The organism is Sporomusa sp. KB1, from assembly GCF_007830295.1.
Classification (GTDB): Bacteria; Bacillota; Negativicutes; order Sporomusales; family Sporomusaceae; genus Sporomusa.
In genome coordinates, this window is the sequence record NZ_VLKC01000002.1 from 1,605,225 (window position 1) to 1,631,045 (window position 25,821).

30 protein-coding genes are annotated in these 25,821 nt (G+C 45.0%); 9 read left to right on the forward strand and 21 right to left on the reverse strand.

Going from position 1 to position 25,821, the window contains the following annotated elements; genetic code table 11:
* Positions 1-5: 5 nt before the first annotated feature.
* From SALPA_RS11165 to SALPA_RS11195, 8 genes are all read right to left on the reverse strand, one after another.
* Positions 6-1,967 carry a DNA polymerase gene (locus tag SALPA_RS11165; RefSeq protein ID WP_145093659.1) on the reverse strand — a complete coding sequence of 654 codons (1,962 nt, stop codon included), beginning with the start codon at positions 1,965-1,967 and terminating at the stop codon, positions 6-8.
* Between the two features lie 49 nt (positions 1,968-2,016).
* Positions 2,017-2,607 carry a DUF2815 family protein gene (locus tag SALPA_RS11170; protein WP_145093662.1) on the reverse strand — a complete coding sequence of 197 codons (591 nt, stop codon included), beginning with the start codon at positions 2,605-2,607 and terminating at the stop codon, positions 2,017-2,019.
* A 1-nt stretch (position 2,608) separates the two neighbouring features.
* Positions 2,609-3,790, reverse strand: coding sequence for a DUF2800 domain-containing protein (locus SALPA_RS11175; protein ID WP_145093665.1), 1,182 nt, complete (start codon positions 3,788-3,790; stop codon positions 2,609-2,611).
* Positions 3,790-4,203: a hypothetical protein gene (locus SALPA_RS11180; protein WP_145093668.1), complete on the reverse strand. Its 414-nt coding sequence runs from the start codon at positions 4,201-4,203 to the stop codon at positions 3,790-3,792. The genes SALPA_RS11175 and SALPA_RS11180 overlap by 1 nt, the downstream gene beginning before the upstream one ends.
* 154 nt (positions 4,204-4,357) lie before the next feature.
* Complete coding sequence (locus tag SALPA_RS28965) at positions 4,358-4,507, reverse strand: hypothetical protein (RefSeq protein WP_186451026.1); 150 nt, start codon at positions 4,505-4,507, stop codon at positions 4,358-4,360.
* A gap of 48 nt (positions 4,508-4,555) precedes the next feature.
* Entirely contained in the window at positions 4,556-4,783 is a 228-nt protein-coding gene (locus SALPA_RS11185; protein ID WP_145093671.1) for a hypothetical protein, read from the reverse strand.
* Complete coding sequence (locus tag SALPA_RS11190; RefSeq protein ID WP_145093674.1) at positions 4,783-4,974, reverse strand: hypothetical protein; 192 nt, start codon at positions 4,972-4,974, stop codon at positions 4,783-4,785. Before SALPA_RS11190 ends, SALPA_RS11185 begins: the two co-directional genes overlap by 1 nt.
* Before the next feature lie 55 nt (positions 4,975-5,029).
* Positions 5,030-5,257, reverse strand: a complete 228-nt coding sequence (locus tag SALPA_RS11195; protein ID WP_145093677.1) for a helix-turn-helix transcriptional regulator — start codon at positions 5,255-5,257, stop codon at positions 5,030-5,032.
* 179 nt (positions 5,258-5,436) lie between these two features.
* On the opposite strand from SALPA_RS11195, the gene SALPA_RS30340 reads away from it, so the two are divergent.
* The 5 genes from SALPA_RS30340 (at position 5,437) to SALPA_RS11220 (ending at position 10,668) form a co-directional block, all read left to right on the forward strand.
* Entirely contained in the window at positions 5,437-6,018 is a 582-nt protein-coding gene (locus SALPA_RS30340; protein ID WP_222427959.1) for a helix-turn-helix domain-containing protein, read from the forward strand.
* Positions 6,019-6,024: 6 nt separating this feature from the next.
* Complete coding sequence (locus tag SALPA_RS11205) at positions 6,025-6,447, forward strand: ImmA/IrrE family metallo-endopeptidase (protein ID WP_145093680.1); 423 nt, start codon at positions 6,025-6,027, stop codon at positions 6,445-6,447.
* A 195-nt stretch (positions 6,448-6,642) separates the two neighbouring features.
* A complete protein-coding gene (locus tag SALPA_RS11210; RefSeq protein WP_145093683.1) occupies positions 6,643-7,773 on the forward strand; it encodes a tyrosine-type recombinase/integrase in 1,131 nt (376 codons plus the stop codon).
* A gap of 282 nt (positions 7,774-8,055) precedes the next feature.
* Positions 8,056-9,570 (forward strand): exopolyphosphatase, encoded by a 1,515-nt coding sequence (gene ppx, locus SALPA_RS11215; protein WP_145093686.1) that lies wholly within the window; start codon positions 8,056-8,058, stop codon positions 9,568-9,570.
* Between the two features lie 27 nt (positions 9,571-9,597).
* On the forward strand, positions 9,598-10,668 hold the full coding sequence (locus tag SALPA_RS11220) for a tetraprenyl-beta-curcumene synthase family protein (protein WP_145093688.1): 1,071 nt from the start codon (positions 9,598-9,600) through the stop codon (positions 10,666-10,668).
* Positions 10,669-10,776: 108 nt separating this feature from the next.
* Here SALPA_RS11220 and SALPA_RS11225 read toward each other — a convergent pair whose 3' ends face one another.
* Complete coding sequence (locus tag SALPA_RS11225; RefSeq protein ID WP_145093691.1) at positions 10,777-11,904, reverse strand: M20/M25/M40 family metallo-hydrolase; 1,128 nt, start codon at positions 11,902-11,904, stop codon at positions 10,777-10,779.
* An 85-nt stretch (positions 11,905-11,989) separates the two neighbouring features.
* Here SALPA_RS11225 and SALPA_RS11230 point away from each other — a divergent pair, with 85 nt between their 5' ends.
* Positions 11,990-12,307, forward strand: coding sequence for a hypothetical protein (locus tag SALPA_RS11230; protein WP_145093694.1), 318 nt, complete (start codon positions 11,990-11,992; stop codon positions 12,305-12,307).
* A 31-nt stretch (positions 12,308-12,338) separates the two neighbouring features.
* Here SALPA_RS11230 and dinB read toward each other — a convergent pair whose 3' ends face one another.
* On the reverse strand, positions 12,339-13,499 hold the full coding sequence (gene dinB / locus SALPA_RS11235) for a DNA polymerase IV (RefSeq protein ID WP_145093697.1): 1,161 nt from the start codon (positions 13,497-13,499) through the stop codon (positions 12,339-12,341).
* A gap of 146 nt (positions 13,500-13,645) precedes the next feature.
* Between dinB and SALPA_RS11240 the strand changes: the two genes are divergently transcribed.
* Positions 13,646-13,978 (forward strand): hypothetical protein, encoded by a 333-nt coding sequence (locus SALPA_RS11240; protein ID WP_145093700.1) that lies wholly within the window; start codon positions 13,646-13,648, stop codon positions 13,976-13,978.
* 44 nt (positions 13,979-14,022) lie between these two features.
* On the opposite strand, the gene SALPA_RS11245 is transcribed toward SALPA_RS11240, so the two are convergent.
* Positions 14,023-14,775 carry a hypothetical protein gene (locus SALPA_RS11245; protein WP_145093703.1) on the reverse strand — a complete coding sequence of 251 codons (753 nt, stop codon included), beginning with the start codon at positions 14,773-14,775 and terminating at the stop codon, positions 14,023-14,025.
* 58 nt (positions 14,776-14,833) lie between these two features.
* Entirely contained in the window at positions 14,834-15,793 is a 960-nt protein-coding gene (locus SALPA_RS11250) for a 3'-5' exoribonuclease YhaM family protein (RefSeq protein WP_145093706.1), read from the reverse strand.
* A gap of 209 nt (positions 15,794-16,002) precedes the next feature.
* Here SALPA_RS11250 and SALPA_RS11255 point away from each other — a divergent pair, with 209 nt between their 5' ends.
* On the forward strand, positions 16,003-16,239 hold the full coding sequence (locus SALPA_RS11255; protein ID WP_145093709.1) for a hypothetical protein: 237 nt from the start codon (positions 16,003-16,005) through the stop codon (positions 16,237-16,239).
* A gap of 173 nt (positions 16,240-16,412) precedes the next feature.
* Complete coding sequence (locus tag SALPA_RS33235; RefSeq protein WP_145093711.1) at positions 16,413-16,580, forward strand: tryptophan RNA-binding attenuation protein; 168 nt, start codon at positions 16,413-16,415, stop codon at positions 16,578-16,580.
* A 336-nt stretch (positions 16,581-16,916) separates the two neighbouring features.
* Here the strand turns inward: SALPA_RS33235 and SALPA_RS11265 are convergent, their stop codons facing one another.
* The 9 genes from SALPA_RS11265 to SALPA_RS11305 form a co-directional block, all read right to left on the reverse strand.
* A complete protein-coding gene (locus SALPA_RS11265; RefSeq protein WP_145093714.1) occupies positions 16,917-17,123 on the reverse strand; it encodes an aspartyl-phosphate phosphatase Spo0E family protein in 207 nt (68 codons plus the stop codon).
* Positions 17,124-17,449: 326 nt separating this feature from the next.
* The gene (locus tag SALPA_RS11270; protein ID WP_145093716.1) at positions 17,450-17,671 is read right to left on the reverse strand and encodes a hypothetical protein; all 222 of its coding nucleotides are present in this window, start codon (positions 17,669-17,671) and stop codon (positions 17,450-17,452) included.
* Positions 17,672-18,020: 349 nt separating this feature from the next.
* On the reverse strand, positions 18,021-19,511 hold the full coding sequence (locus SALPA_RS11275; RefSeq protein WP_145093719.1) for a sigma-54 dependent transcriptional regulator: 1,491 nt from the start codon (positions 19,509-19,511) through the stop codon (positions 18,021-18,023).
* Positions 19,512-19,885: 374 nt separating this feature from the next.
* Positions 19,886-21,892 carry a TonB-dependent siderophore receptor gene (locus SALPA_RS11280; RefSeq protein ID WP_145093722.1) on the reverse strand — a complete coding sequence of 669 codons (2,007 nt, stop codon included), beginning with the start codon at positions 21,890-21,892 and terminating at the stop codon, positions 19,886-19,888.
* Between the two features lie 73 nt (positions 21,893-21,965).
* On the reverse strand, positions 21,966-22,748 hold the full coding sequence (locus tag SALPA_RS11285; RefSeq protein WP_186451027.1) for an ABC transporter ATP-binding protein: 783 nt from the start codon (positions 22,746-22,748) through the stop codon (positions 21,966-21,968).
* Positions 22,749-22,825: 77 nt separating this feature from the next.
* Positions 22,826-23,221 (reverse strand): biopolymer transporter ExbD, encoded by a 396-nt coding sequence (locus SALPA_RS11290; RefSeq protein ID WP_186451028.1) that lies wholly within the window; start codon positions 23,219-23,221, stop codon positions 22,826-22,828.
* Positions 23,211-23,819: a MotA/TolQ/ExbB proton channel family protein gene (locus tag SALPA_RS11295; RefSeq protein ID WP_186451029.1), complete on the reverse strand. Its 609-nt coding sequence runs from the start codon at positions 23,817-23,819 to the stop codon at positions 23,211-23,213. Before SALPA_RS11295 ends, SALPA_RS11290 begins: the two co-directional genes overlap by 11 nt.
* Before the next feature lie 33 nt (positions 23,820-23,852).
* Positions 23,853-24,659, reverse strand: coding sequence for a tRNA (N6-threonylcarbamoyladenosine(37)-N6)-methyltransferase TrmO (gene tsaA / locus SALPA_RS11300; protein ID WP_145093733.1), 807 nt, complete (start codon positions 24,657-24,659; stop codon positions 23,853-23,855).
* A gap of 57 nt (positions 24,660-24,716) precedes the next feature.
* Positions 24,717-25,814 (reverse strand): iron ABC transporter permease, encoded by a 1,098-nt coding sequence (locus SALPA_RS11305; RefSeq protein WP_222427960.1) that lies wholly within the window; start codon positions 25,812-25,814, stop codon positions 24,717-24,719.
* Positions 25,815-25,821: the final 7 nt, after the last annotated feature.

Genomic DNA, 25,821 nt, shown 5'->3' on the forward strand with positions numbered 1-25,821 from the left:
AGGAATCAATCCTTTTGATAAAAGTCGCATTCATACGCCGCGGCTGACAGTGGCAATCCTGGAGCCCAATCGATAGGCTGTCCCATTACGGCGGTTACATGCTTAATCGAGCCAGTGCCTATGGGAGCATCCAGGACAACCTCATCGTGTATGTGCATCGCAGTTTTATAGCCCTCAACGTCAAGCCGCATCATACTGACTGCTAAACAATCACGAGCAATAGCCTGTACAAGGTTTTCCACCAGTCTGCCACCGTAAGTCCGCTGCGGCATCCATTTTTTCTTTATTTGGTCCATGCCCTCAAATACAATGCCGTCTTTACCGAAATTTGGATCAGGCTTTACCCTGGCGTTTACATATGCTAGGCAGCGGCCACTCGGCAGATCCGCGAATAGTATACCGGTTTCATACCGATACTGCACACCGTGAGCCAATTTCACTGTAGTTTTTTCCCGTACTGCCGTAACGGCTGCATTCTCAGTGGCGTACCATAGTTTAACAATATTCGGATTCGCTTTCCGCCAATGTTTGATAATCCCTGGCAGTTCCTCTTCAGGTATACCGCTTTTCAGTGCGCCCATGGCAATAAGCGCCGCAGGGCCTCCTTGATAACCACAGGCCAAAACTGCTACTTTGCCTTTGGCTCGGAGTGCATAATTCTCATGGCCCTTGACTATCGTTTCTATTGGCACATGGAACATTTGGGCCGCGGTGGCCTCGTAGATTTTTCCGTGTCCTTTAAATACATCAAGTACCCAGCTTTCATTTGCTAACCAGGCTATTACACGCGCTTCAATCGCGCTAAAGTCAGACACTATAAGCCGGCAGCCCGGCGATGGTATTAACGCTGTACGGATAAGCTGCGACAAGATAAACGGCGGCGAACCGTATATAATTTCTAGTAAATCAAAATCCCCGGAATATAAGACCTCCCGCGCCCTCGCCAAGTCTTCCACTTTGTTTTGCGGCAGGTTATGCGGCTGAAAGATACGCCCAGCCCAGCGCCAAGTACGGTTTGCCCCACAGAATTGAAATACTCCTCGGATACGACCATCAGCACATACACTGCGTTCCATTGCTTGGTATTTTACTACACTGGTCTTTGACATTTCCCGGCGCAGTTCCAGCACTCGCTTTGTCTGTTCATTCGGCGCGGCATCTAGTAAAGCCGGCATTTGATCTTTGGACAAGCCGTCAGGAGTATCTAGCCCCTGCTCTGCCAGCCACTCTTTTAATTGTGTCAAACTGTTTGGATTGTCCAAGCCGGTCAATTCCTGCGACTCTTGCACTAAACGGGCTCCATACTGGTCATCGCATTGGATTGCTTGTCTTGCCAGAACCTGGTCCAGCCGGACACCAAAATCATTGATACGCTGATCCAGCGCCCACAACTCCCATTCATGGCTAGGTACAGGAAACCGCGATATTTTGCGGCGGATTTCTCTTTCCACCACTACGTCCTGTCGGTTGTAATCAATGAACTCTGCCCACTTCTCCGGGTCATGATGCGGGTAGTTGCGCGTTCTTTGCCCATTTGATTTCGTAGGCTTGCAAGGTACAGAGAAATATTTAATCAAGTTTTTACCCCGCGTGTCCTTTTGTGCCGATAGTTTTAATACCTCGGCCACTCCCGCCAGATTACCAGGCAGGCCAAGCGTCAGGGCATGCACAGAAGTACATTTCCATTGCCTTGAGTCACACGTGATATTAAAGTGCTTGGCAATACAAGTTCTTTCAAAGTTGGCGTTATATGCGGTTTTCGTTACAGCCGGATTAACCAGGTCCTGCATAACCTTTTCCGGCACGTCCTCAAAGGCCATCAGGTCAATTACTCGGACTGGATCATCATCGTAGGCATAAGCGAATAAAAGAATCTCAAAATCGGGTGCCTCAGCATATCGGTAAACGCCGCAGTCAGCCAGGTTAACACTGGAGTACGTTTCAATATCGATTTGTAAAATAGTCATAAGCTTTTCTCCTAGAAGTAGGGGGACTCCGTAGAGTCCCCGCAGTTTTTTAGCTCATGAAGTCGTCGTCATCGTCATAGAAGTCTTCATCAAATTCAACATCGGCAAAGTCATCCTGGAGATTAGCGCGTCCGCCTAAAAATTCTCCGTCTTGCACTTTAACAACATTATTTAGGCCTGCTGCAATACCGCGGCTTCCTTTTTTATCAAAGGGAAAAAAATTTAAACTTACACGGGCATAACAGCCAGAATAAACTTCGGTAGTGTCGGTAATTTCTTGAAACTTCATTTTACCGTCAGCCCCTTTACCTATGGGTTTCGCTATACCAGGCTTATTTTTGCTTGAAGCATTGAGAAAGTAATGGCCCGCATATGCTTCATCATCTGGGCGCTCTTCGTCCCCATCTCGTAAAGGTGTCTTAATATTTGAAGGTATTTTTCCGCCCCATTTACTTTTTCCCATTTCTTTAGCAGCATCAACGGCGGCTTTAATGCGGCGCAGTGTTTCCTTATCCGTTTTAGGAATAAGTATAGCTGTACTATACTTCTCCTCATCCTGGTCATCTTTTTTAGGGGTAAAAATACTGGCATATGAAAGCCGAACTCTACCAGTTATAACTTTTGTGGTTTCTTGAGCCATATTAGATCAACTCCTCCATATCAATGTCAGCAAAATCACTCTCAATGCTGTTTAATTGTGGCCTACTGTCCGTTTCTGGAACCAACGCTGGTTTACCAGGTGGCTTAATAATCATGTCTTTCAGTACCCCCGCAATGGTTTTCTTGCCATGCTTCTTTTCTAAAGCACTGATACCCAGCATTTCCTGTGGCTTCATAATTTGATCTAAGGTAAACTCAGCAGCAAGTAATGCGCTCTTGGCTGCTTCTGCATCCTTAATAACCCTGTCACTCTTACCCTCAACGAGTTTCCATTGTGGTATAACTACCCCGGCTAGTGCCTGGTCATAAGCGAAGTCTTTAACGTTTTTAGCCCAGGCCTGCAGCTGATCGGCAATGAACAGAATTGCGCTGATTTCATCAATGGTAAGTAACGCAGGGTCTTTAAACTGATAAGATAGGGATTCCATATTCTTGTCAGCCCGGGCTTTGCAGTTAGCCTTTGCTAAGCACCACTTGCAATGGTCGCCGGAACTAAAGTCCCCTTTACCATCGAATGCGAGCTGCGCAGCAGGCCTGACCGCATTATCTGCCCATTCTAGTAGTTCATCAATCGGTAGTACCTCAGTGCTAATATTGTCACGACGTGGCTGGATAATGGTCATACGCACTTCGCTGATATCATACAGATAGCTGTATTCATTCCAGGCACCCAGGCCATATAGCCGTATTTGGGGATTTCTCTCTGCGCTAACGGGGACGCCCTGACCATATTTGAGGTCAATTACTTCTAATACGCCCTCGGATATAATCACTACATCACAGGTGCCGAATGACTCCGGCACCCATTCGCTAAGGTCTATAAGCTCCTCCAGTAGGATTTGAGCATCTTCTGACCGGGCTTTAGCTTCCATGAAACGTTCTGCGACCTGTTCAACATATTCCTGAATGGTATGCTCCATCTCAGAATTGTAGTATTGGTCCTGCTTTACTTGCTCCAGTTCTTTGTCCAACACTTCCCGCTGTTTGGAATTGCAAACGGTTAAATTACGGCGGAGTTTAATCTCAGCAAGTTTATGCGCTACAGTACCTTCGTCAGCGTAAGAACTCCCATTATCAGGCATCTTCTCAGTTAGCCGGGCGCTAGGTGGACAGTTAATCCACCTAGCTGCGCCTGACGCACTTAGTAATGCGTGACCGGACATTATAACTCCTCTAGTGCGGCGAGGAACGCAGCACGCTTGTCCTCGGGTATGGCGGAAAGGGATTTGCTCTCGAATGACACTAGTAAATCCTTAATGGCTTTTTTTCCTTCCAGGGTCTTGCCCTTTTCCACAGCAGCTTTTTTGATTTCTTCTACCGTTGGAATTGTGTCCGCTGCTTCCTCGGCAGTTTCTGATGTAGCGTCATCATCAGACGGGGCAGTAGTAGTTGCTGGATCGGGTTCAGGAGTTTTCTGGGCAGTTGGCTTATTATTGCGTGGTGCGTTCTTCTTAGGATCTGCAGCAGCTTCTGCAGGCTTAGTTTGGGTATGTACTACACCCGTTGCAGATAGTTCCTTAATAGCTGCTAAAATCTCTTCCGTTGTGTCAGCCTCAATGTTCAAATGGATATGCATGGTGTAAATTTCCTCCTTTTATTTAGGCCCAATTTGGGACATTCATCAGGGATACAAAAGTGCCGACGGGGGCAGATATCGCAAGGAAATTTAATCATTTTTACACTCTCCCTTGCATTTTTAAAAATAACGGTGTTATAATGGTGATGAAAAATTAACGAATCTCCTCTGAATTGGTCGCTGCGCTAACAGCGGCCTTTTCTTTTGCCAGTGTTTCCATTTCGTCAATGGTAAAATATTGCCGCATAAGTGCTCTGTTGTTTAAATCACCATCGCAAAGTAGATCAATTATGCTGTCATACATAAGTCTGTCCCTCCTTTCTACACGCGGCGTTTTTCTTTTGTGCGGATATTAGCCAATTTCCAATACCTGCGTATCCTGCGCGGTTTTGCTATGACGTAGATTAGACCTATTAGTGCTAAGGCGACTAGGCTCCATTCCAATTTGTTCTACCTCCTTTTGGGTTACGATGTTGAAACAGACAGTACCAAAACAACCGAGATTCTCAGGCAACGGCTTGTCCTGGCATTGGCCAGCAGCGTTGTGAACGCAAGTGCTGGCGTTGATGATGCACATCATTACGATTCACCTTCTTTCGCATCGCCTACATATTCATAGAACAGTTTAGGCGAAATATAATAATTCCATCGGGTATGAACCTTAACTGCGGTTCCAAATGGCAACAAACCGCGTTGCAGCCCTACACGGACAAATTGCTGACACTTACCCATGATTTCAGCGGCTTGCTTGACAGAGATTTGATTTTGCATGAAACTCACCTCGCTTTCTCGAATTGGGCATTGTGTAACATCCTTTCCCTTAAATTTATTTTCGCGTATCCGCGACAAATTGACTAAAAAAAATATCGCATGCTTCTGAGGTAGTTAATTGTAGTTCTTCTACAATAAGATCGGCGTCCCGGATTGTAATAGGGCATTGGCCGTTTAATTTGCGGTAAAGCGTACTTTTATTAATACCAATTGCTTTTGCAAGGGCTTCGACAACAAAACCTTTTTCTATGATCTTTCCTTTTAATTTTTTAGTGTTAACCATAATTACATTCTATCCTCCTTTGTCGCGTATTCGCTACAGCATTAGTATAAGGCAGCAGTTTTCATAAGTCAATATCATTTTCGCGTATCCGTAATTTTATTTGCTTATTTTAAATATTTTTGTTGCATATTTGCGAATATCGATATATAATAAGTACCAAAGAAGGAGGAGTACCACCTGTGAGTATACATGAGCGGATCAAAGCAAGACGTAAGGAATGTGACCTTTCTGTTGACGACGTAGCCTTGGAATTAGGGGTATCTAGAGCAACTGTATATCGTTACGAGTCTGCTGAAATCAAAAATATGGGGATCGATAAGATTGAGCCTCTCGCTAAAGTATTAAAAACTACACCTGAGTATTTAATGGGATGGGTAGATGATCCTGTCAACTATAATGATCCTGAACTAATTGCCGACTTGCAGGGACCAGTATTAGACCATTTCGACGGCGATGTAAAAAAAGCTCTAGAGTTTAGAAAGGCCGTTGATGAAGATGCTATCTCCGATATTAGGGATAAAAATATAAAAACCTCTAATAAAACTCTTCCACCCCTCACATCTAAAGACGAACGAGAAATTGCCAAAGACCTTGAAGCCATGTTAGCTGCACTAGACGATAAATCTGGTATGGCGGCTTTCAATGATCCTGAAGATGAAGAAGATAAAGAATTACTTAGAGCAAGTTTAGAATACTCCATGCGTTTAGCGAAACAGATGGCCAAGAAAAAATTTACTCCCAAAAAATATCGTAAGGAGTAACATATCATGGATACCAAACAAATTGTCGAAGAATTGATCACAAAGCATGATTCCAATAATCCTTTCGTTATTGCAGACAATTTAGGAATCCCCGTAATATATCGTAATATGAAAAACGTTCTTGGATTTTTCAATATGTACAAGCGGATTAAAATCATTCATCTCAATAATAATCTTTCAGAAAAATTAGAAACCTTCGTTTGTGCCCATGAATTGTGTCATGCTATCAAACACTACGATAGAAATACTCCTTTTCTAAAGCGTCACACACTATTTTCCACTGACAAGATTGAGCAACAGGCTAACACCTTTGCTGTTGAACTACTAATGCCGGACAGTCTGCTCCGTGAATCAGAATGCAGTATCTACCGCATGGCTGCGGTATTAGGGATTCCAGAAAAACTAGCCGATTTGAAAAGAAAGGACTAGCGAACAATTATTAAACAAAATTTTCGAGAAACAGTCTGCCTGGAAGAATACAAAATAAAAAGACCGCCCAGTGCTACCAACACTAGACGGCCTTGCGTACCAATAACCAAATGTATGGTCAATCGGCACCCTCAATAACATTATACCCGATTGGCCTCCCAAAAAACCACTTAAATTTAAGGAGGTCTATTTTTTATGCCCAAAATGAGACTCCCCAATGGGTATGGCAGTGTTTTTAAACTGTCTGGTAACCGTCGCAACCCATGGGTTGCGCGGAAAACTATTGGATATAATGATAAAGGCCATCCTATTTATGAGCCGATAGGATATTTTGCTAAAAGCATCGAAGCTTATCAAGCGTTGGCAACGTACAATACTAACTTACTTGATACCGATACCGCTCCGGTTGACAACTCCCCAACTCCCAGTTATCCCCAGACATCTAATAACGTCCATAATAGCATTCCAGATACCGCCTCTAACAATAAAAAAACCATCATCAGGGAAACTTTTACAGATGTTTATGAGCGTTGGATAAAATATAAGTATACCAATAAGGGCAAACAGATTAATAGGGGCTATGTTGCGGCTTACAAGGCCTGCAGCAATATACATAAAATGGCTTTCGCGGATATTAAAACTGAGCATATGCAAAAAGAGCTTGACGGCTGGGAAATTGGACATGCCTCTAAGCAAAATATGAAAATACTGTTCGGGCTGCTTTATAAATTCGCCATACAAAATGACATCGTTGAAAAAAATTATGCCGAGTTTGTAGAGTTAGAGGCGCCAGAAGATGAAGAAGATCAAATACATAAACCATTTACCACCGAGGAGTTAACCATCCTCTGGGAAAATTCAGCAGACAAAGCCGCGCAGTTAGCTCTTATATACTGCTATTCCGGTCTGCGCCCTTCTGAGTTCATAAAGATAAAGACGGCTAATGTACACTTAGAAGAACGCTACATGGTTGGCGGCATAAAGACCCGAGCTGGTAAAAATCGTGTGATACCAATAGCGGAAAAAATACATAAATTCATCACTACCATGTATAATCCCAAAAATGAATATTTGCTGACTGATTACGATGGCCCCTTGTCCTACGGTAGTTTAAACTGGAGATATTGGACGCCATTGATGGAAAAGCTAAGTATGGACCATTTGCCCCACGATGGCCGTCATACCTGCGCCACACTGCTGGACAATGCCGGCGTTAATAAAACCATAGTCAAAAAAATACTCGGTCATGCAGGCGAGGGTGTAACCGAAAAAATATATACACACAAAACAATACAGCAGCTTGTGGAAGCTATTAACCTCATATAAATTTGTTACTAATGCGTTACTAGCTTGTTACTAGCATTAAAATTTTTATCGTTTTTTACGTGTTCTTATCAGGAAAAATTTCTAGTAAATCCGGGTATTCCGGGATTTGTTGGTGTTAAAACAGTTCACTGCAAATTAACGCAATCTTAAATAAAAAAACAAGTAGTTATGCTGTAATAAAACAAAAAGAATTTCTTCACAATAAATATGAGCAGGATTTTATCAAAAAAAGCGAAAAACAATAGTAATCTTTAACATGAGAGTAGTTAGGAGCTGAACATTTTGACCGAACGGGTAGCAATCATTGATTTAGGCTCGAATTCGGCCCGCCTGATTGTGATGACTATTTATCATAATGGCGCGTATAATCTAGTATATAACCAAAAGGAAACCGTCCGGTTGAGCGAAGGTATGGCTGAAACGGGACTACTCGCCCGTGATGCTATGTGGCGCGCTATTGGCACATTAAAGGTCTTTGCTCATATGTGCGAACTGGTGAAGGTGGATAAGATCCTGGCAGTAGCCACTGCCGCGGTGCGCAATGCGAAAAATAGCGCCGAGTTTATTGATTTGGTACATCAACATACTGGTATTCCTCTTAGAGTGATTAGCGGTGAGAATGAGGCCCATTTTGGCTATACTGGTATTATTAATACGATTGATATTGAGGATGCGCTGCTTTTTGACCTGGGAGGCGGTAGCACTGAAATAACATTAGTTAAAAACCGCCAATCGGTTAAAGTCTTTAGTATCCCTTTTGGCGCTGTCAATCTTACAGAAAAATTTTCCTCTCAGGATAAAATAAGTGATTCGCAATTAACAGCCATGCGGGAATATATTGTGAATCATCTGGAAAAACTACCTTGGCTTAAGCGGTTAGGGCTACCCCTTGTAGGTGTAGGCGGCACTGCCCGTAATATTGCCAAGATGGATCAGAAGCATAAAAACTATCCCTTTCCCAAGGTACACAATTACCGGTTTAGTCTGATGGCCTTTGAGGAGTTGTGGCGGGAATTGACTAAGACCAGTTTGAATCAACGCCGCAAATACCCCGGTCTCAGCAGTGAACGCGCTGACATTATTATCGCTGGAACCACTATTGTTAAGTCACTGGCAGATATATCACAGACCACCAACATAATCGTCAGTGGGTGCGGCGTCCGGGAAGGAATGTTCCTGGAGTACTATTTATCCAAACAACAGTCTTCCGTCATTATTCCTGATATTCTGCTACACTCCACTCGCAATATGCTGTTATTCTACAAGGGCAATGAGCCCCATGCCTATCATGTCGCTAAGTTGGCGGATACTATGTTTGAAAAATGGCAGCCTATTTTACGCCTGTCCAGTCGCGACCGGCATCTCCTTTGGGTAGCCGCCTTACTGCATGATATTGGCATTACCATCAACTACTATGATCATGCCCGTCATAGTGCCTATCTTGTTGAAAATGCCCGACTATTCGGCCTGACTCACCGCGAACAAATGCTGGTTGCTGTTGTGGCTGGCTGGCATAATGGACCGGCCGCTAAATACGTCCGCAATAAAATCTATAATGAATTTCTCGATCAACACAACTGGCAAACAGCCCGCAAGCTGGCACTTTTACTGGCGCTGGCAGAAGGTCTGGAAACAACCCAGCTTGGCTTAGTACAAGATGTTGAACCATCCATCACCGGCAGTCAAGCTTTGCTCAAGCTAATCACCAATGATCCTGTCAGTATCGAACGTCAGGCGGCATCCGAGCACCGCAAATGGTTCAAAAAAGAGCTGGGATTTGAACTGATTATTGAGTAAGTAAGTCAACGGACAAAGGAGGGCGCTATGGTTTCGTCTCTGACCACTTCCACCTCAGGCCTTATCCTTTTAATCAGGTTTGTGCGGGAAGTATTTCCGCTTGTAGACAAGGAGCTGGCTTGTTGGCAAGGTTATGCAGCCACACATGGCATGCGCGAACTATCAGAGCAAGCCCTTGCCAGTATCCGCACCAAAAAATTTCACTGCCAGGGCGGCAGTGTCTATAGCTTATATAAGGGCATGCCTACTGGTGATTTTGTCCGGCTGGTAGTCGCATTACAAACCATCAGCGATTACCTTGACAATCTCTGTGACCGGGCCGGCATTGCCGACGAAGCGGCCTTTCGCCAGCTGCATCTGGCCATGACTGACGCCCTTGATCCGGATCGGCCATTAAGCGATTATTATGCCGCCTATCCGTATAAAGACGACGGTGGTTATTTACAGACGCTTGTCACGACTTGCCGCCGGGAAATTGCTAAACTACCCTCTTACTATCTAGTTAAGCCAGAGGCACTGCGCCAAGCCGGATTATACAGCGAGCTTCAAACCTATAAACATCTTGACCCCCTGGTACGGGAACAAAAAATGCTGACCTGGATTAATCCCCACCTACCTCACTATCCGGGTATTACCGCCTGGGAATTTGCCGCTGCCACCGGTTCAACCTTAGGGCTGTTTATGTTATGTGCAGCCGCCCATAATCCTAACCTCACCGCAAGCGAGGCTGAGACAATTGGTCATGCCTATTTCCCCTGGATAAATGGTCTGCATATTTTGCTGGACTATTTTATTGATGAAGCCGAAGACCGCCAGGGCGGCGACCTAAACTTTGTCTCTTACTATGGGAGTAGTCAGGAAACCCTGTCACGACTGACTCTTTTTGTTCACCAAGCCCGCTCACAAGCCAATTCGCTGCCAGAAACAGCTTTTGTTCGAACCGTGGTTGACGGTTTATTGGCTATGTACCTGTCTGATCCCAAAACCGCGCCACCTACAGAACGCGCTATCCGCGACAGTCTACTGCACTCAGCTGGTTGGTATCCCCGGCTTATGTATGGTCTCTGCCGCTTGCTACGGAAAAGACATATGCTATAAATAGCAGCACCAACTTAAAAGCGAGATTGCCACGCAAACACTCACACTGGCTGAAGAAAAGGTTAGGGCATTGGGTGAGGTACGTCGTGGCAATCTCGCTTTACATTTCTATAGCTCAGTTTGTCCGGCAGCCTTAATAATGGCTAGAGCCAGCTCACTAATGGCATAGAGATCTTCCTCCTTGATGAACTCATCAGTGGTATGCACTTTCGACATACCGGTACCGAGTACGGCTGTCGGAATACCATAGCTATTAAAGAAGTTAGCATCACTGCCGCCGCCAGTTGCCTTAATTACTGGTTCGAGTCCAATACTTGCGGCAGCCTGACAAGCCAGTCGTACAACAGGTGCTGTCTCTGGCAATATATAAGCGTCATATTCTTTGGTTACATTGACTTGTGCTTTGCCACCAGCAGCCTTGACAGTTTCTTCAAATACCTGGCACATATGCTTAGTCTGAGCGGCTAATTTTTCCATGTTACGGCTACGAGCTTCAGCCAGGATTACCACTTTATCAGGCACAATGTTCGTGGCTGAGCCCCCTTGGATCGTGCCGATATTGGCCGTGGTTTCCGAATCAATACGACCATCATTAATTTTGGCTAAGGCTTTGCCTGCTAATATGACAGCATTTACGCCTTCTTCAGGTGCAACGCCAGCATGGGCTTTCTTCCCATAAATGTTAATCTCCAGCCTATTCTGACCAGGAGCCATGTTGACAATCTCCCCCGGTGATCCCCCGGAATCCAGCGCATAACCAAAATCGGCCCGGAGTAATGCCGGGTCAATACTTTTGGAACCCTTGAGACCGCCTTCCTCGGCGACCGTGAAAATGATCTGGATATTGCCATGAGGAATATTTTGTTCTTTAATCACGCGAAGAGCTTCCAGGATAGCCACTACCCCAGATTTGTCATCAGAGCCAAGGATGGTATCACCTGTCGAAGTAATAATGCCGTTTTTTAAGGCAGGTTGAATATTGCCGCAAGGTTCTACGCAGTCTAAGTGAGCGGTAAAAAGCAGGCTAGGTGCGCCTGCCACTGTACCGGTAAGAAAGGCCAGCACATTGCCGCAATTGCCGCCAATTTTGCTGCCGGTATCGTCTTCTGCCACCTCCATATGTAAGTCAGCCAGTTTTTGCTTAATAACATCAGCCACCTGCCGCTCGGCGCGGGTAGGACATGCAACCCGTACCAGTTCATAAAATTCATCAAGTATCCGTTTCCGGCTAATCATTACCATCCCTCCTGCATATTTAGTGCTGCACCCAGTTATATTAATGTTACGTCTGACATTAGCATTTGTAGAAAGGGTGCTCCTCATGTCAAAAACAATTGCGTTAGCCCACTATAATGACAAACTGGCTAACGAACTTACCGCCCAAGGCTTCCGGGTAGTAGACAGTTCGCACCTTGGCCGTCCGGGTCAAGCCGCTGACGCTTATTTATATACCAGCTACCATCCTGATACAGATACCTGGGCTGGAACTCAGGCTGAGCACGCAGACATTACTGTGGGTAATTACCATTATACTATCGCCGACCATCCGGCCACTATGCTGCTCAATATTACCGGTTTAACTACCGACCAGATTGCCGATAAACTACGTCATTGTTTGGCCCGTTGTTCCCGATTGTAATCTATATGCAACATGGTAAAAATTCTTGCTGCTATCGCTGCCGCGCTATCATGGAACGCCCGCGGGTAACAGCAGCTTCACCAAAGCGCTCTTTTACCTTGTCAATAGCTTGGGCAACTGCCGCCGCCTTTTCATCGCCCTGGTCAAAAAGAGACATCTGTCCCCCTGCAGCCACTAAGCCGCTTACTGTAACTCCCAATAGCCTTACCCCCTCGTTTAATGCAACCTTACTTACTATCTCTTCCGCAACATGGTAGAGGGTCTCGTCAAGGCAGGCGGCTACTGCCAATGTCCGGCTGCGGGTAATCGTGCGAAACGAAGCAAACCGAATCTTGATTGTTATCGTTCGTCCGCTTAACTTTTGCCGTCTGAGCCGCCAGCCAACCTTTTCCACCTGGGACCATAACTCAGTCTTGAGATCCTCCAGGGCCGTAAGGTCTTTGGTAAAAGTAATTTCTTTACCAATTGACTTGGGCTGCCACTCAGAATCAACCAGGCGGCTATCCTGACCATTTGCCAGCTGATGCAAAGTATGCCCAAATTGTCCACAGTGTTTAGCAAGTAACTCCGGCTCAGCCTGTGCCACTTGCCCGATGGTCTTGAGCCCTAACTTAATCAGTATCTGTGCTGTTGTCTTACCTACTCCCCATAACCGGTTAACAGGCAAATCGGCTAATATAGCAGTAATCTCTTCCGGACGAATAACCATTAGACCATCAGGTTTATTCATATCTGAGGCCAGTTTGGCCAAAAACTTATTCGGAGCTACTCCGGCGGAGGCGGTAAGATCAAGCTCAGCTTTAATCCGCGCCTTAATTTTGACAGCAATATCAACCGGGCTGGCAAATAAGCCCTCCATGCCGGTGACATCAAGAAAGGCTTCGTCCAGAGATAATGGCTCCACCAGGGGCGAGAAGTCCGCAAATATATGTAAAATTTCTTGTGAAACCCTGCTATATTTCTTATGGTCTGATGGCAAAAAAATGCCTTGGGGACAGCGCCGTCTAGCCTCAAGGGATGACATAGCCGAACGAACTCCGAATTTACGGGCTTCATACGAGGCAGTGGCTACAACGCCGCGCGGCCCCGTGCCTCCGATTATTACCGGACAGCCCCGCAGTTCAGGATTGTCCCGTTGCTCAACTGCTGCAAAAAAAGCATCCATATCTACATGAATAATCCAGCGCTGCATAAACTCACCTCCTATCCGTTTTGGAACATATGTTCTTGTTAATTGTACAACAAACTACCGGGTTAATCAACACAGCTATTGATTAATTCTTTCCTAATAGCTGCTTATATGCTACACTAATAAGTAGAAATACGGAGGATTGACGCATGAAAATAAGCTTGGTCCTATTTGTTTTACTGCTTACACTGCTACAGCCTGTATCGGCTGAGATAGCACCTATTCTTTGGTCCGAATCTATACATACTAAGCCAAAGCCGACAACTGAGTGGCTCAATGTAGATAATTATGTGATTATCAAATCAGACCGCACCCTTTCACTGGATCTGACAGATCATTCACCGATAAAAACCATTATCCTGCGTCCAGATACTAGCTCCTCGGCATATTTTGAAAAGAAATCTTTTCTATTTACGATTGAGTTATCTGATAAAACAAAAAAGTTTATTGATATTCCTTTTGGCGAACATAAGTTTAATTAAGCAAAAGAAGTCCGTGGCGGCTGAGCACCGTCAGGACTTCTTTTTTACTTACCAAAGTATCGCACAATACTATCAAGGATGTCGGCAACCATGTCAGCACCTGCCCATTGATTGACATTGACCAATTCTACAGCAAAAGTTATGTTGTCCAACTTAATAAACGGCACCAAGGCATGGTTTGTTTGCAGAAATGTCGGAGCAGCAAAGGTATGTACTATGGTTTGCTGACCACTGGCTTTCTGCTGTTTGCCATACTGGTCAAAAATTCCCTGCACGGTATCCAGGCAATTTCCCGCTTCATCATAGATGAAACTATATTTAGGCTCTACACTCACCTGTACTGGCTCATCACCCAGTCCGGCCTGCTCCTTGGCTTGTTTAACCCAGGCTTTATCAACACTAACTTGAACGTTGCTGACAACTGGCTCCCATATTTCATCGACAATCGGTTGAGTGAGCTCAAATAGCAGAATACCCGCACTAGCTGCCATGTCTTTAATATCCTTCTGGTACACCGGTTGAGTTACGATGACCCCCATAACCTGCCCCGGTATATCCCTGAGCATCCGCAAAAAAATAAATAGTTCTGCCAAACTTGCCTGCTCTTTGGCCTGAATAACAGCCTTATAGGTAATATCCCCATCAGTAAATTCCCAGTACACATCAGCCTCATGAGTTGAGGTTTTGCCTTCAATTACAGCATTGTACTGGACCTTACAGGTTTTAACAGCATCAACGCCAGCAATGGCTTCGTATATCTCGCGAACGGCTTGCTGATAGACATTTAGGCTTGTCAAAATACCACCACCATACTTATTAATTCATCGATCTGTTTTACCATCGTTTTTTAGCTTATCATGCTAAACTTGGCCGGTATACCTCTCGCCGCAGCGTAGCACTGCGGTTAAAGCCGCCAGGCTCAGCCCGCCCGGTCTCACGGGAAAACTGCTCGGTTTTCGCGCTAAGATTATCCAGGTAATGCAACAGCTCGGCCTCCAACAACATTGGTTCCACCGGACTGCCCCACTCGGCCTGTCCATGATGAGAAAGAATACAATGCTTGAGCATTAACCCAAGTTCTGGCGCCAAGTCCACTGCCTGGCAGGCGTGTTCCAGCATCTCCATACCAAGTGAAATATGCCGCAACAACTTCCCCTCTCTGGTAAAGCCTATGCCCATACCAAACGCATCCACCTCAATCTCTCGCACTTTACCAATATCATGAACCAAGGCAGCCGCCAAGAGAACATCCCTGTTTATCTGGTCATTGCGGTTACAGTAGTCCAACGCAGCTGCGGCCACCTCAAGAGTATGCGCAAGCAAACCGCCAATATATGCATGATGGTTCTTGACAGCGCCTGGATGTCGCTTAAACTTTTCGGCAAACGGCTTATTGGTATCAAAAATAGCGACCAACAAATCCCTGAGCCCTTCCTGCTTGATACTAGCGATAATAGCCGTTAATTCACTAACCATATCATCAATCTTCCTGGGAGCCATCATGCCCAAACTTTGCAATGATTGATCGATTTCCACTGGTGATGGTACATACCCGGCGACAATTGTCAGCTGCGGACTGTCTTTAAAAAAATCTAACATTGCTTCCAGCCGCAGTATTCCATTTTGCTGAAACAGCATTGCACTATCACCAGATATATCCCAATACTTAGCAGGTACCTCAAAACTGTGGTCACTAATGAGGCAATCCCCGTAAGACTTACCATTTCTTGCTGTTTTAACTTCAAACCGCGAAATCCGGTAAATACCCACTACCTTAAATCCTTTTGGGTTTTTAACCAATTCCCCAAGTGTCATCCTGTTCCCCTCCACCAATAAGCTTCCTCTCCTTATGATAATCTCATAGGAAATTCTCCTGGGTACAGGCAAAATCCTTTATTTTAAAGAAAACACACTTGTTCCGGGGCTTGACGACTCCATGTTTCCTTTATCCTGCCAAGATCTTGCACACCTTTCAAGCTTACCAGCAATATATTGTAACAAGGAGTTAAAAGGAGGTTTTCAGATTGGCTTCTTATGACAAAATGATAAAGTACCTGGTAGAAAAGCTTCAGCTTGCCCTAACACCACTTGAGCAAATTGCCAAAAACCAAAGCATCCTGGTAGCGCAGAACAAACAGATAATTGATTTGTTAGCACAACTTAACGGCAGCCGGGAAACGCCCACCGAACCGGAACAATCAACGGCTAAAGAAAGCCAGGGAACTACCACTCAGCCGGCTGGTGATGACACTACAGAGTAACCTCACGTAGTAGACTGAGTGTGGCCCAATCCACATGGACTCTTCCCGCTGGCGAAGCATCGCCACTATTTCTCATTTAGTAACTATATCAAAATTTCTTTCTCTTTATGCTAGCTGACTTGACAGCATCACCAAATTATGAGAAATTTTAATAAAACGCTAAGGAGTATCCCATGAAAACAAACGCAACTTTGGAAGAAACTTGCTCTAGCTGCAAAGGATCAGGCAAAATTGGAACCGAGCCTTGTCAAACTTGCCAGGGAACAGGAACTGTTCTTAATCAAGAAGGGAAAGAAATCCTCAATTTCTTACGAAACAGTATTCGCTCCTCCGAACATTGAATACCCATTGACTATCACTGCCTGAGGCAGAAAAACAGCCGTCCTACCCGGAGCGGCTGTTTTTCTGGATTAATTCCTAAAGAAAACATTACTTGCTCTACTTAAAAATTGCTGAGATCGAACTGCAAAACGTGTAAATAGTTAACAAGGCTGTAAATATCACAATAGGATTATGGCGAAATCGAAGCAAACTAGCCCTCACCTCACTCTTTACTAAGCTAGTTTATACTATTCCCAACTTCCCCTCTTGTTAAACCAATTATTCTCCAAAACCAATCATGCCACATACATAGTATTCATTTTCTCACTCTATTTTATCTGAGACCAAAAGCCCGACTACCCTTCAGATGAAGTTACAACCTCAGTTGAAGCTAACTTCCACTTGATACACACAAGCTGTCTCGCCTTGTGAAATTCGACAATTAGGCGATCCAATTCCCTGCTAAGAGAAATGACATCAGGATCTTGCATATCGAATTTCTTCGCTACCACTAGAGCATTCAGCCGGACACGCATATCTTCGATCTTTATTGCTTGCCGCATGCGTAACTCCCCCTTTTGTCATTCGAGTATTTTACCTAACTTTATATGCAAAAAGCGCGCCAAAATGTACGTCTTCCCTATATAATTTTAAAATAGTCTTCCGGCGACCCTGAAAGGCGCATTACTCTTTCGTAAATTTAAGCAGACCCGGTGGTAATAGCGACAGATTTTTCCCCAATTCAGGCTATAAACTCATAAATTTCATACAAAAATTGCATAGTAATGCAGTTTTTGTATGAAATTTATAGTAATGGACCTAAGTAGTAAGATCATGAAGGCTCCCGGCTTAGCCGAGAGCCTTCATGATTTACCACTATAACTATCGACTAAACTTTAGTTGGGGTTAAATCTTCAGTCTTACCATATAACCGGCGCCTCATAATACATACCTGTTTCGCCTTTTCAAAATCGGCAATCAGACGATTCATCTCATCACTTAGCAAGATGAGTTCAGCATCTTGCATATTAAAGCCCTTCGCCAACACTAATTCCCCCAGTCGAGTCCGGGCATCTTCGATTTTTAATTCCTGCTCCTGTAACTCTTCCATTCATGCCATCCTCACTTTCACGTTTCTTTCCAGTTACTTACGCCGCCTGCCACACCTGTCATCAAAATTGCTTACTGTTTAGTGTAGAGTGACACTTTATTGATAACCAGATCAAAATGTGTTCCACATCCTACCAACTACTAATGCAAAAAGCGCGCCAAAATTGGCACGCTTACTTATTACTATGCAAATAATAGTATTACGATAGGCAAAACACAGTATCTTCGCCAGATTCACAGACCATATACTCAGCAGTAGCACCTATGGTTTCTCTACACAAAAGTTTACGAAGCTACTATTTCTACCAAAAGTTGCAGTAAAATGAAGTTTTTGTATGAAGTTTATTTCACTAGATCCTACTAATTTCTTGCTTGATCCGCTTTTTTTCTAGCCGATAAAACAGCGCCCGCAAGGAAATCCCCAGATATTTAGCTGCGGCTGCATAATTACCTTCACAGGCAGCTATAACCTCGTCAACAATATCATCACAGAAGCTTTTTAATGAATAGCCGCCAGACGGAAAGGGTAACACTAGTTGTTGCTTGGCCGCATCCGTACCCAGTACTTGGCTGAATGCCTGGCTGCGGCTTTCCTCCCCCAACAAATGTGAAAGATGGTTCACTTGCAGTTCTTCCGCATCATAAGCAAAAGCAACATATTCGATAACATTTTTTAGTTCTCTTATATTTCCCGGCCACGGATATTCGTTCAGTAGTCTTGCCGCCGCAGAAACTATATGGTGAAATCGTTTCTTTTTTTGCCGCGCGGCATCAAGCAGGAATGCGTTCGCCAGCGGCACAATTTCGCCTTTTCGCTCTCGCAGCGGTGGTACTTTGACATATCCAACCTTCAGGCGATAATAGAGATCCTGGCGGAAAGCACCATTTTTAACTTGTTCCTCAAGTAAACTATTGGTAGCACAAATAATCCTGATATCAATTTTAATCTTCTTCAGCCCGCCAACCCGGTAAAACTCTTTTTCCTGAAGTACCCGCAGCAGTTTTGCCTGCAAATTAAGCGGTATTTCACCGATCTCATCAAGGAATAATGTCCCGTTTTGCGCCATATCAAATTTCCCTTTCGCACCTTGGGTTGCACTGCCGGTGAAGGCGCCAGCCTCATAACCAAACATTTCACTTTCAAACAGGGAAGGCGTCAAAGCACTACAATTAATAGCAACAAACGGTCTGTTTGTTAATTCATCTATTTTCACACCATAGTGGATGGCTTTGGCTATGACTTCTTTGCCAACACCAGTTTCCCCTTGAATAAGCACAGGGATTGACCTATCAGTATGAAACTGCTGCGCTTGCTCCAGCAATTGGCGAGTGCTTTCCCCAAAAACCCCCACTTGACCGATGATTGACTCTGCCAAAACCTTCTTAACAGTAGAGAGTTCGCGCCTGGTTGCCTCAGTTGCCGCACAGACTTCATCCTGGAACCGATCAGTTAGCTTTTTATTTTCCCGCAACAAGGCCTGATGCTCAGCAACCCGGTCAATCGTTAGTGCCAGCTCCTGCGCATCAACCGGCTTTTGCAGATAATCATAAACCCCGGCACGTAAAGCGGCTACAGCAGATTTTATATCCGCATATCCTGTAAAAAGAACAATATCGGTCCGCCAACTGTCTGACAGTTGTTTGATAGCCTGCGCCAATTCAATGCCAGACATGCCCGGCATATTAATATCAGAAAGCACCATTGGATAATCTGCATCAACAAGCTTAGCAAGTGCCTCAGCCGCATTAGAACACTCCGTAACCTCGCAGTCGCTGTTCTGTAAAAGACGTTTCACCACAACTCTGCTGACCTGGTCATCATCCACCAGCAGTACCCGCATTTCTTGCGCCTCCTTGCTTACATCTAGTGTCTAGTAAGTAATACCTATCTGTAACTGCCTATTAATTCCGGTTGCGTAATCGGCTAATAAGCATTAATTATACCATAATAATACATATTCTCTACGACTTTCCAACTTTCCTTTATGTGTCATGTCACCAAGTCTATATTCTACGCCTAAATCCGCAATCTTGTATAAAGAGTTTATCTTAAACCGCCATTGGTGTATTAATAAAAAATTAAGCTATAAAAACAGAAAAAAGTAAAGACAATGAAGGCTCCCGGAAAACCGGGAGCCTTCATTGTCTTTATTACCATGCACTATAACCATTCCAAGCCAGTCGTCGCTTTTCTGTTTGGCTGTGGTTGAATACCTTAGAATTTGTAGTTGGTTCCAACCATCATCCAGGTGCCTGGGTTAGGATAAAACAGTTCTTCCTCATAGTGTTTGTCGAAAATATTATGTACGGTAATATACCAATCCTGTTTTTCACTAACTTTGCGGCTTATTTTTAAATCTACCACATGGTAGCTGGGAAGATTAGAGTAAGTGGTATTAACTGACCGGGTATCACCGCTGTTAGTATCAGCAGTATAGCGCCGCCCCACCAAATGGCCGGTAAGATTAAAATGATACCCTTTATCAGCCTGATAATTAAGCCCATAGTTTATATGATGTTTCGGGGTATAAGTAAGCTCTGTCACCGTTCCATCTGTATTTTCAGCGGAGGTATCTAGATAAGTATAATTGACAAAGCCGTTTAGTCTGTCCGATATTTTTTTGTTCAATTCAAGTTCTATTCCTTTAATTTTAGCCCAGTTAAGATTACGATATTTAGATTTTTTATTAAGTCTGTCAATTTTATCCTCAATATCATTTTGAAAAATAGCAATATCGCCTGTCAGGGTTGCATCAAATTCATGTTTTAACCCAATTTCATAGTTTTTTGCTTTTTCCGGTTTCAGGCTGGCATTACCGGAGGTATCAGCAAAAAGCTGCTCGGCACTAGGAAAATTGTAAGTCTGCCCATAAGACGTGCGTAGTGTGTTACGCTTATCCATCCGGTAAACCATGTTGACTGTGGGATTTGTAGATGAACCATTGATACTACTGTTATCCACATTTTCTACTTCATTGGTGTCATGCCTGACACCAATAGTAACAGTAGTTCGGTCATTAGCAAGAATATTATCCTGCACATAATAGCCATAGCGTTTGTTATTATAATCCAGCCATGAATAATTATCCGGATCTGAGAGAGCAGAGTCAGATTTACTCCAATTGATCGTATTATACAGCATGCCAAAAGTTACAGTGTGCATCTCATTTAGCTTCCAATTGCTCGCCAGCTCCACCCCAGTTAAGTCGCTATCCCAGTAACTGACATTCCACCGATCTTTACTATAAGTAGACGGGGTTACCCCCGAATTTGCGTCATAGTCTGACCCGTTAGCCCACAGGCCTTGGCTTTCGGTAAACCGATATACTTTTACGTCAAAATCCAGTTTCTTATTGACCTTTTTGGCATAATCCAGGGACAAGTTGGTCTTTTCCCAGTCGCGGTATTGCCAATTGTTTAATCCTGGCCAAAAGCCGGTCTTATAACTTATCGTCTTACCACTTACCGGATCAATGGCATTTGGGCAATCTTTATCTGTTGTCGAATACCCTCCCGTAAAAGTCAGTGATGCATCATTATCAAACGTCCATTTTAATTTCGAATTAAAGTACTGGGTATCCTTTTCGTAACTCCGATAACCGTCAGTACGTTCAGAACCGGCGTCAAAATAATAATTAAACTTTTTATCGCCGCCGCCATAAGAAACTGAACCATTCATCGTCCCCCAAGTGCCTGCGGCAAGCGAAAGGTTGCCTCCCTGATAGGCGCTGCCGTTTTTCGTGGTAATTAATATTACCCCGCCTTTGGCGTCTGTGCCATAAATAACCGGCGCTGGCCCTTTAATTACTTCAATTTTAGCAATATTATTTACAGGAATCATGGAAATATCTACCGCTGCGCTGCTGGTCATTTTAGCAAGCGGATTCACTAACACACCATCAATATATATTTTTACTTCTGATGAACTAAGACCGCGGATTTCAATAGCAGTATTGCCTTTTCTTCCCTGATGGAGATTCAGTCCTGGCACATCCTCTAATACCTCGGTCAAATTTCGCGCCCCTTTGGCCTCAATATCCTTGTCGGTAATGACACTTGTTGTAACCAGATATTTTTCCAAAGGCACAGCAGTAACCACTACCTCTTCCAAAGTTATGCTTTCCGCATCTGCCGCTTTACTATCTGCCGCCCAAGCCAAACTAGGCAGCAACAGTAACAGGCAATTAATAATTGCCAGTTTATCACGAATATCCTTATTCATTTTACCCTACTCCTCTCTGTGCAATTTTTATATCATCGGGTTACACCCGTAACTTCCACTTATCGCTATCCTCTCACGATAACAGCGGCACACAAACCTTCAGCTGTTTTGACACCCCGTCGTCAATTTCGACGATCTTGACCTTGGTTGTATACAGATCACTTAGAATACTGTCAGTAACAACCTCTTCCGGAGTGCCCATCGCCGTAATTTTTCCGTTTTTCATAATCAATACTTTGTTGCACAACAAAAAAGCATGATTGGGAAAATGGGAGGTCATAATAATCGAATAACCCTGTTTTGCCAGCCTGTCGATAACCCGCAGTATCCGAACCTGGTTCCCATAATCAAGGCTGGATGTCGGCTCGTCCATAATTAATAACCCCGCACGCTGCGTCAAGGCACGGGCAATGAGTGTCAGTTGCCGCTCACCGCCACTGATACGACTAAATAAACACTCTGCCAAATGGGCTATACCCAGTTCAGAGAGCGCCGCTTCCGCCATAGCATAATCTTCATCAGTGGGAACCGCAGTAAAGCCCACATGCGGTGTACGTCCCATAACAACAATATCCAGCACCCGGTGCGGAAATACTGTTGTTGCCGCCTGCGGTACATACGCCAGGTCGCTAGCCAGCTCCCTTGCTGGTATGGAACCGATTTTGCGACCCCTAATCTTGATACTGCCTGTCCGCACCGCGGCAATCCCCAGCAAACACCGCAGCAACGTGGTTTTGCCGGCGCCGTTCGGCCCTAGGAGACAAACAACGTCTCCCTTAGCGACGGAAAAGGAAAGATCAGTAAGCAAATCACCAGCCGATGGGTAACCAAAACTGATATTCTCTACTGCAAGCAAGTTTATCCCTCCTCATCAACACATTCAAACGCCTACAATGACAAAGGCTGCCCACCATACGTTCGCCCGCATATTCGCTATCTTCCTTTCTGTTCGATAGCTATCGCCAGCTTAGATATCCCGGCTTTATGCATTTCATCCATAACCTCCACTACCCGCCCGTGGCTGGTTTCCTTATCGGCCTGAATAGATACCGTCGTTTTTCCCATACCGTTTACCGCTGCTGCCAATTGCTCTTTAGCTACCGGCTGGCCATTCACCGCAATCCGTCCATCCTTAGCAATTAACACTACAATCTGTTTTTCTGCTTGTTTTTCCGCCGACGCCTGGGGCAAATTTACAGCAAAGCCGGGATAAACGGTAACAAAAGCCGTTGTCATCATAAAAAAGATGACTAGCAGCATCATTACATCAACCATCGGCGTCATATCAACATGCACCCCGATTTGTTGCCGCCGCGTTCTACTGGCCACTGTCATTTCCCCCTTTAATTAACAAAGACGAAAATTCTTTCGCTCTGGTCTCCAGCATGCACAGCCGCCGCGCCGACCAGTTGCGGTAATGATTGTGGCAGATAATGCAAAATATTGTAACAAACAAACCAGCAGCTGTATTATACAGAGCTTCCGAAATGCCTTCAGCCAATAACTGGGGATTACCTGCCCCGCTCATTGCCGCAACATGAAAAGTTTTAATCATCCCCAGCACTGTGCCTAGTAAGCCAAGCAGTGGCGCAATCGTAGCAATTGTTGCCAATATATATAAATATTTCTCTAACCGTAAACTCTCTTTATCCAACACCACTTCGGCTGCCTCACTCATTTGACCGCTTGCTTTCGTGCAGACTTCCTGCATAACAGCCCACAACCTTGCCAGCGGCCCGTCGCTATCGCCAAAAGGCCGGGTATTGCCGGCGGCAACAGCCTGGCCTAACCCCGGCATATACTTGCTGTCTTCCCGCTCTACCGAGCGGTAAAACCACCAACGCTGAATCGCAACTGTCATCGCCAGCAGCGAGCAAGCAATAATAATACAAAACACGACCCCGCCCTTCGCCACGACATCATACATACCGACCATCTCCTTAAGCACTTGCTGTAATAATTATTCCTGTATAAATAATTCCTGTTCAGATAACTGACTTGCTGTATTTATATCAACATCCGGCCGCACCGTTAGCGTGAGACTCTGGTCGTTTTTCAACCACTGTACCCTATTACGCAATGGATTATTCTGGTAAATAAACCTAGCTGGATTAGCCAGGCGCGCCCGGGTCAAGCCCTGGAGGACATCAGCTAAGCATGCGTCTCCTTCCACCTTCAGCTGGAGATATGGCGATTGAATTTGCCCAAAATGAGTCTCAACCAGCAGAGCCATTTTTACCGCCAACTCCAAACCCAGACATTGCTCGCCATGATGGGCTAACGCCTGTTTATAATAAAGTGCTTTGCGCGTTTGGTATTCACGGGGCAGCAAATAAGGAGTTTTAGGGGAAAAAACAATATCTGCTTCAAAATATGGCTTTATATCCAGCACTAGCGTCCCGTCCACCGCATCAAAATCACGCACATATAGCCGATCTTCCTCGACCTTTTCCAGTTTCACCAAGGTTAATGCAATTGGATTAGGACGTGCCGCGCTTCGCAGTCCAAACACGCCATGTTTGGGTAAATCTGAATTTACTTTCGACGGTACAACCTGCAGCACCGATCTGTCAGCCTGTCCAAACCAACTCAAAATCCACAGATGGCTATGATCGCCAATCCGATACAAAGCAGGCTGATACTCTGGCTTAATATGAATAATTGCGGTTACTCCACCAAGCGGTACAGCTAGAGTGCTTTGCCAGGGGCTTTCAACATATCCTACCGGCTGGATCGTACTGCCATCGGTTATTGTTAGCTCAGTCACAACTACACGCTCCTTCTCTTAGGACAAGTAATATACTCTATTATTGGGGAACAGCAGTTACTCCCAGCCCTTTTTAGCTTTGGCCAGCAGAAATACAAAAAAAGGTGCACCAATTAAAGACGTAAGAATACCCACCTGGATTTCCAGCGAAGCTATGCTGCGACTTAAATTATCCATTATCAACATATACGTACCTCCTATGACCAATGACGCCGGCAGCACTGTTGCAAAATTTGCCCCAAACAGCATCCTGGCCACATGGGGAACCAGTAAACCTACCCATTGGATAATGCCGCCAAGACTGGTGGCTGCAGCAGCCAGCAAGGTGGCGCAGACCAATACCACTAAGCGGGTATGCCGGACATTAATACCCAACGTATGTGCTTCTTCTTCGCCAACACTAAGTACATTAATCTGCCAACGCACGAAATACAGTACTATCATCGGAACAAGTATGGGAATAAGCGACCATAATACATCTTGTTCCTTGACCTTCGACAGCCCGCCCATCAGCCAAAAGCTGATTTCCGGCAAGGTATTCATCGGATCAGCGAGATATTTTAGAACCGAAACCAGCGCCTGAAAAAAGGCGGAGACCGCAATCCCGGCAAGCACTAACGAAATCATTGACTTATTGCCAAAATGCGAGCTGACGGCAATCGCAATGAAAACAGCCACCATGCCGAAGACAAAAGCCGATGCCTCCACCCATATCCAGGATAAGTGGAGAATCATACCCAGCACTGCGCCAAAAGCGGCCCCCCAGGTAGCGCCTAATAGGTGCGGCGCCACCAAAGGATTACGAAACAAATTCTGATAAGCTGCCCCGGAAACTGCCAGCGCCCCGCCCACCAGCAAGGCAGCTGCAATCCGCGGCAAGCGGATTTCCAGCACAACCGTTTCCATGGTGTCAGTCCAAACCTGTGGCAGCGCCAGCACTTTGGACCAGAGAATAGCCATCACCATATCGGGTGCAACCGGGTATCGCCCGATTAAAAAGGAACCAAAAAAGGCGATTACAAGTACTACCAGCATTACAGATACCTTCAACATCCCCCCGCGCGCCTGCCTCGTCCGAGTGCCTCTGTCTCTGCTTGCCACCCGGTCTGTCGGCATATCATCTTCCTGCTGGGTTGTTGGTAGGCCATTTCCCATATTCATC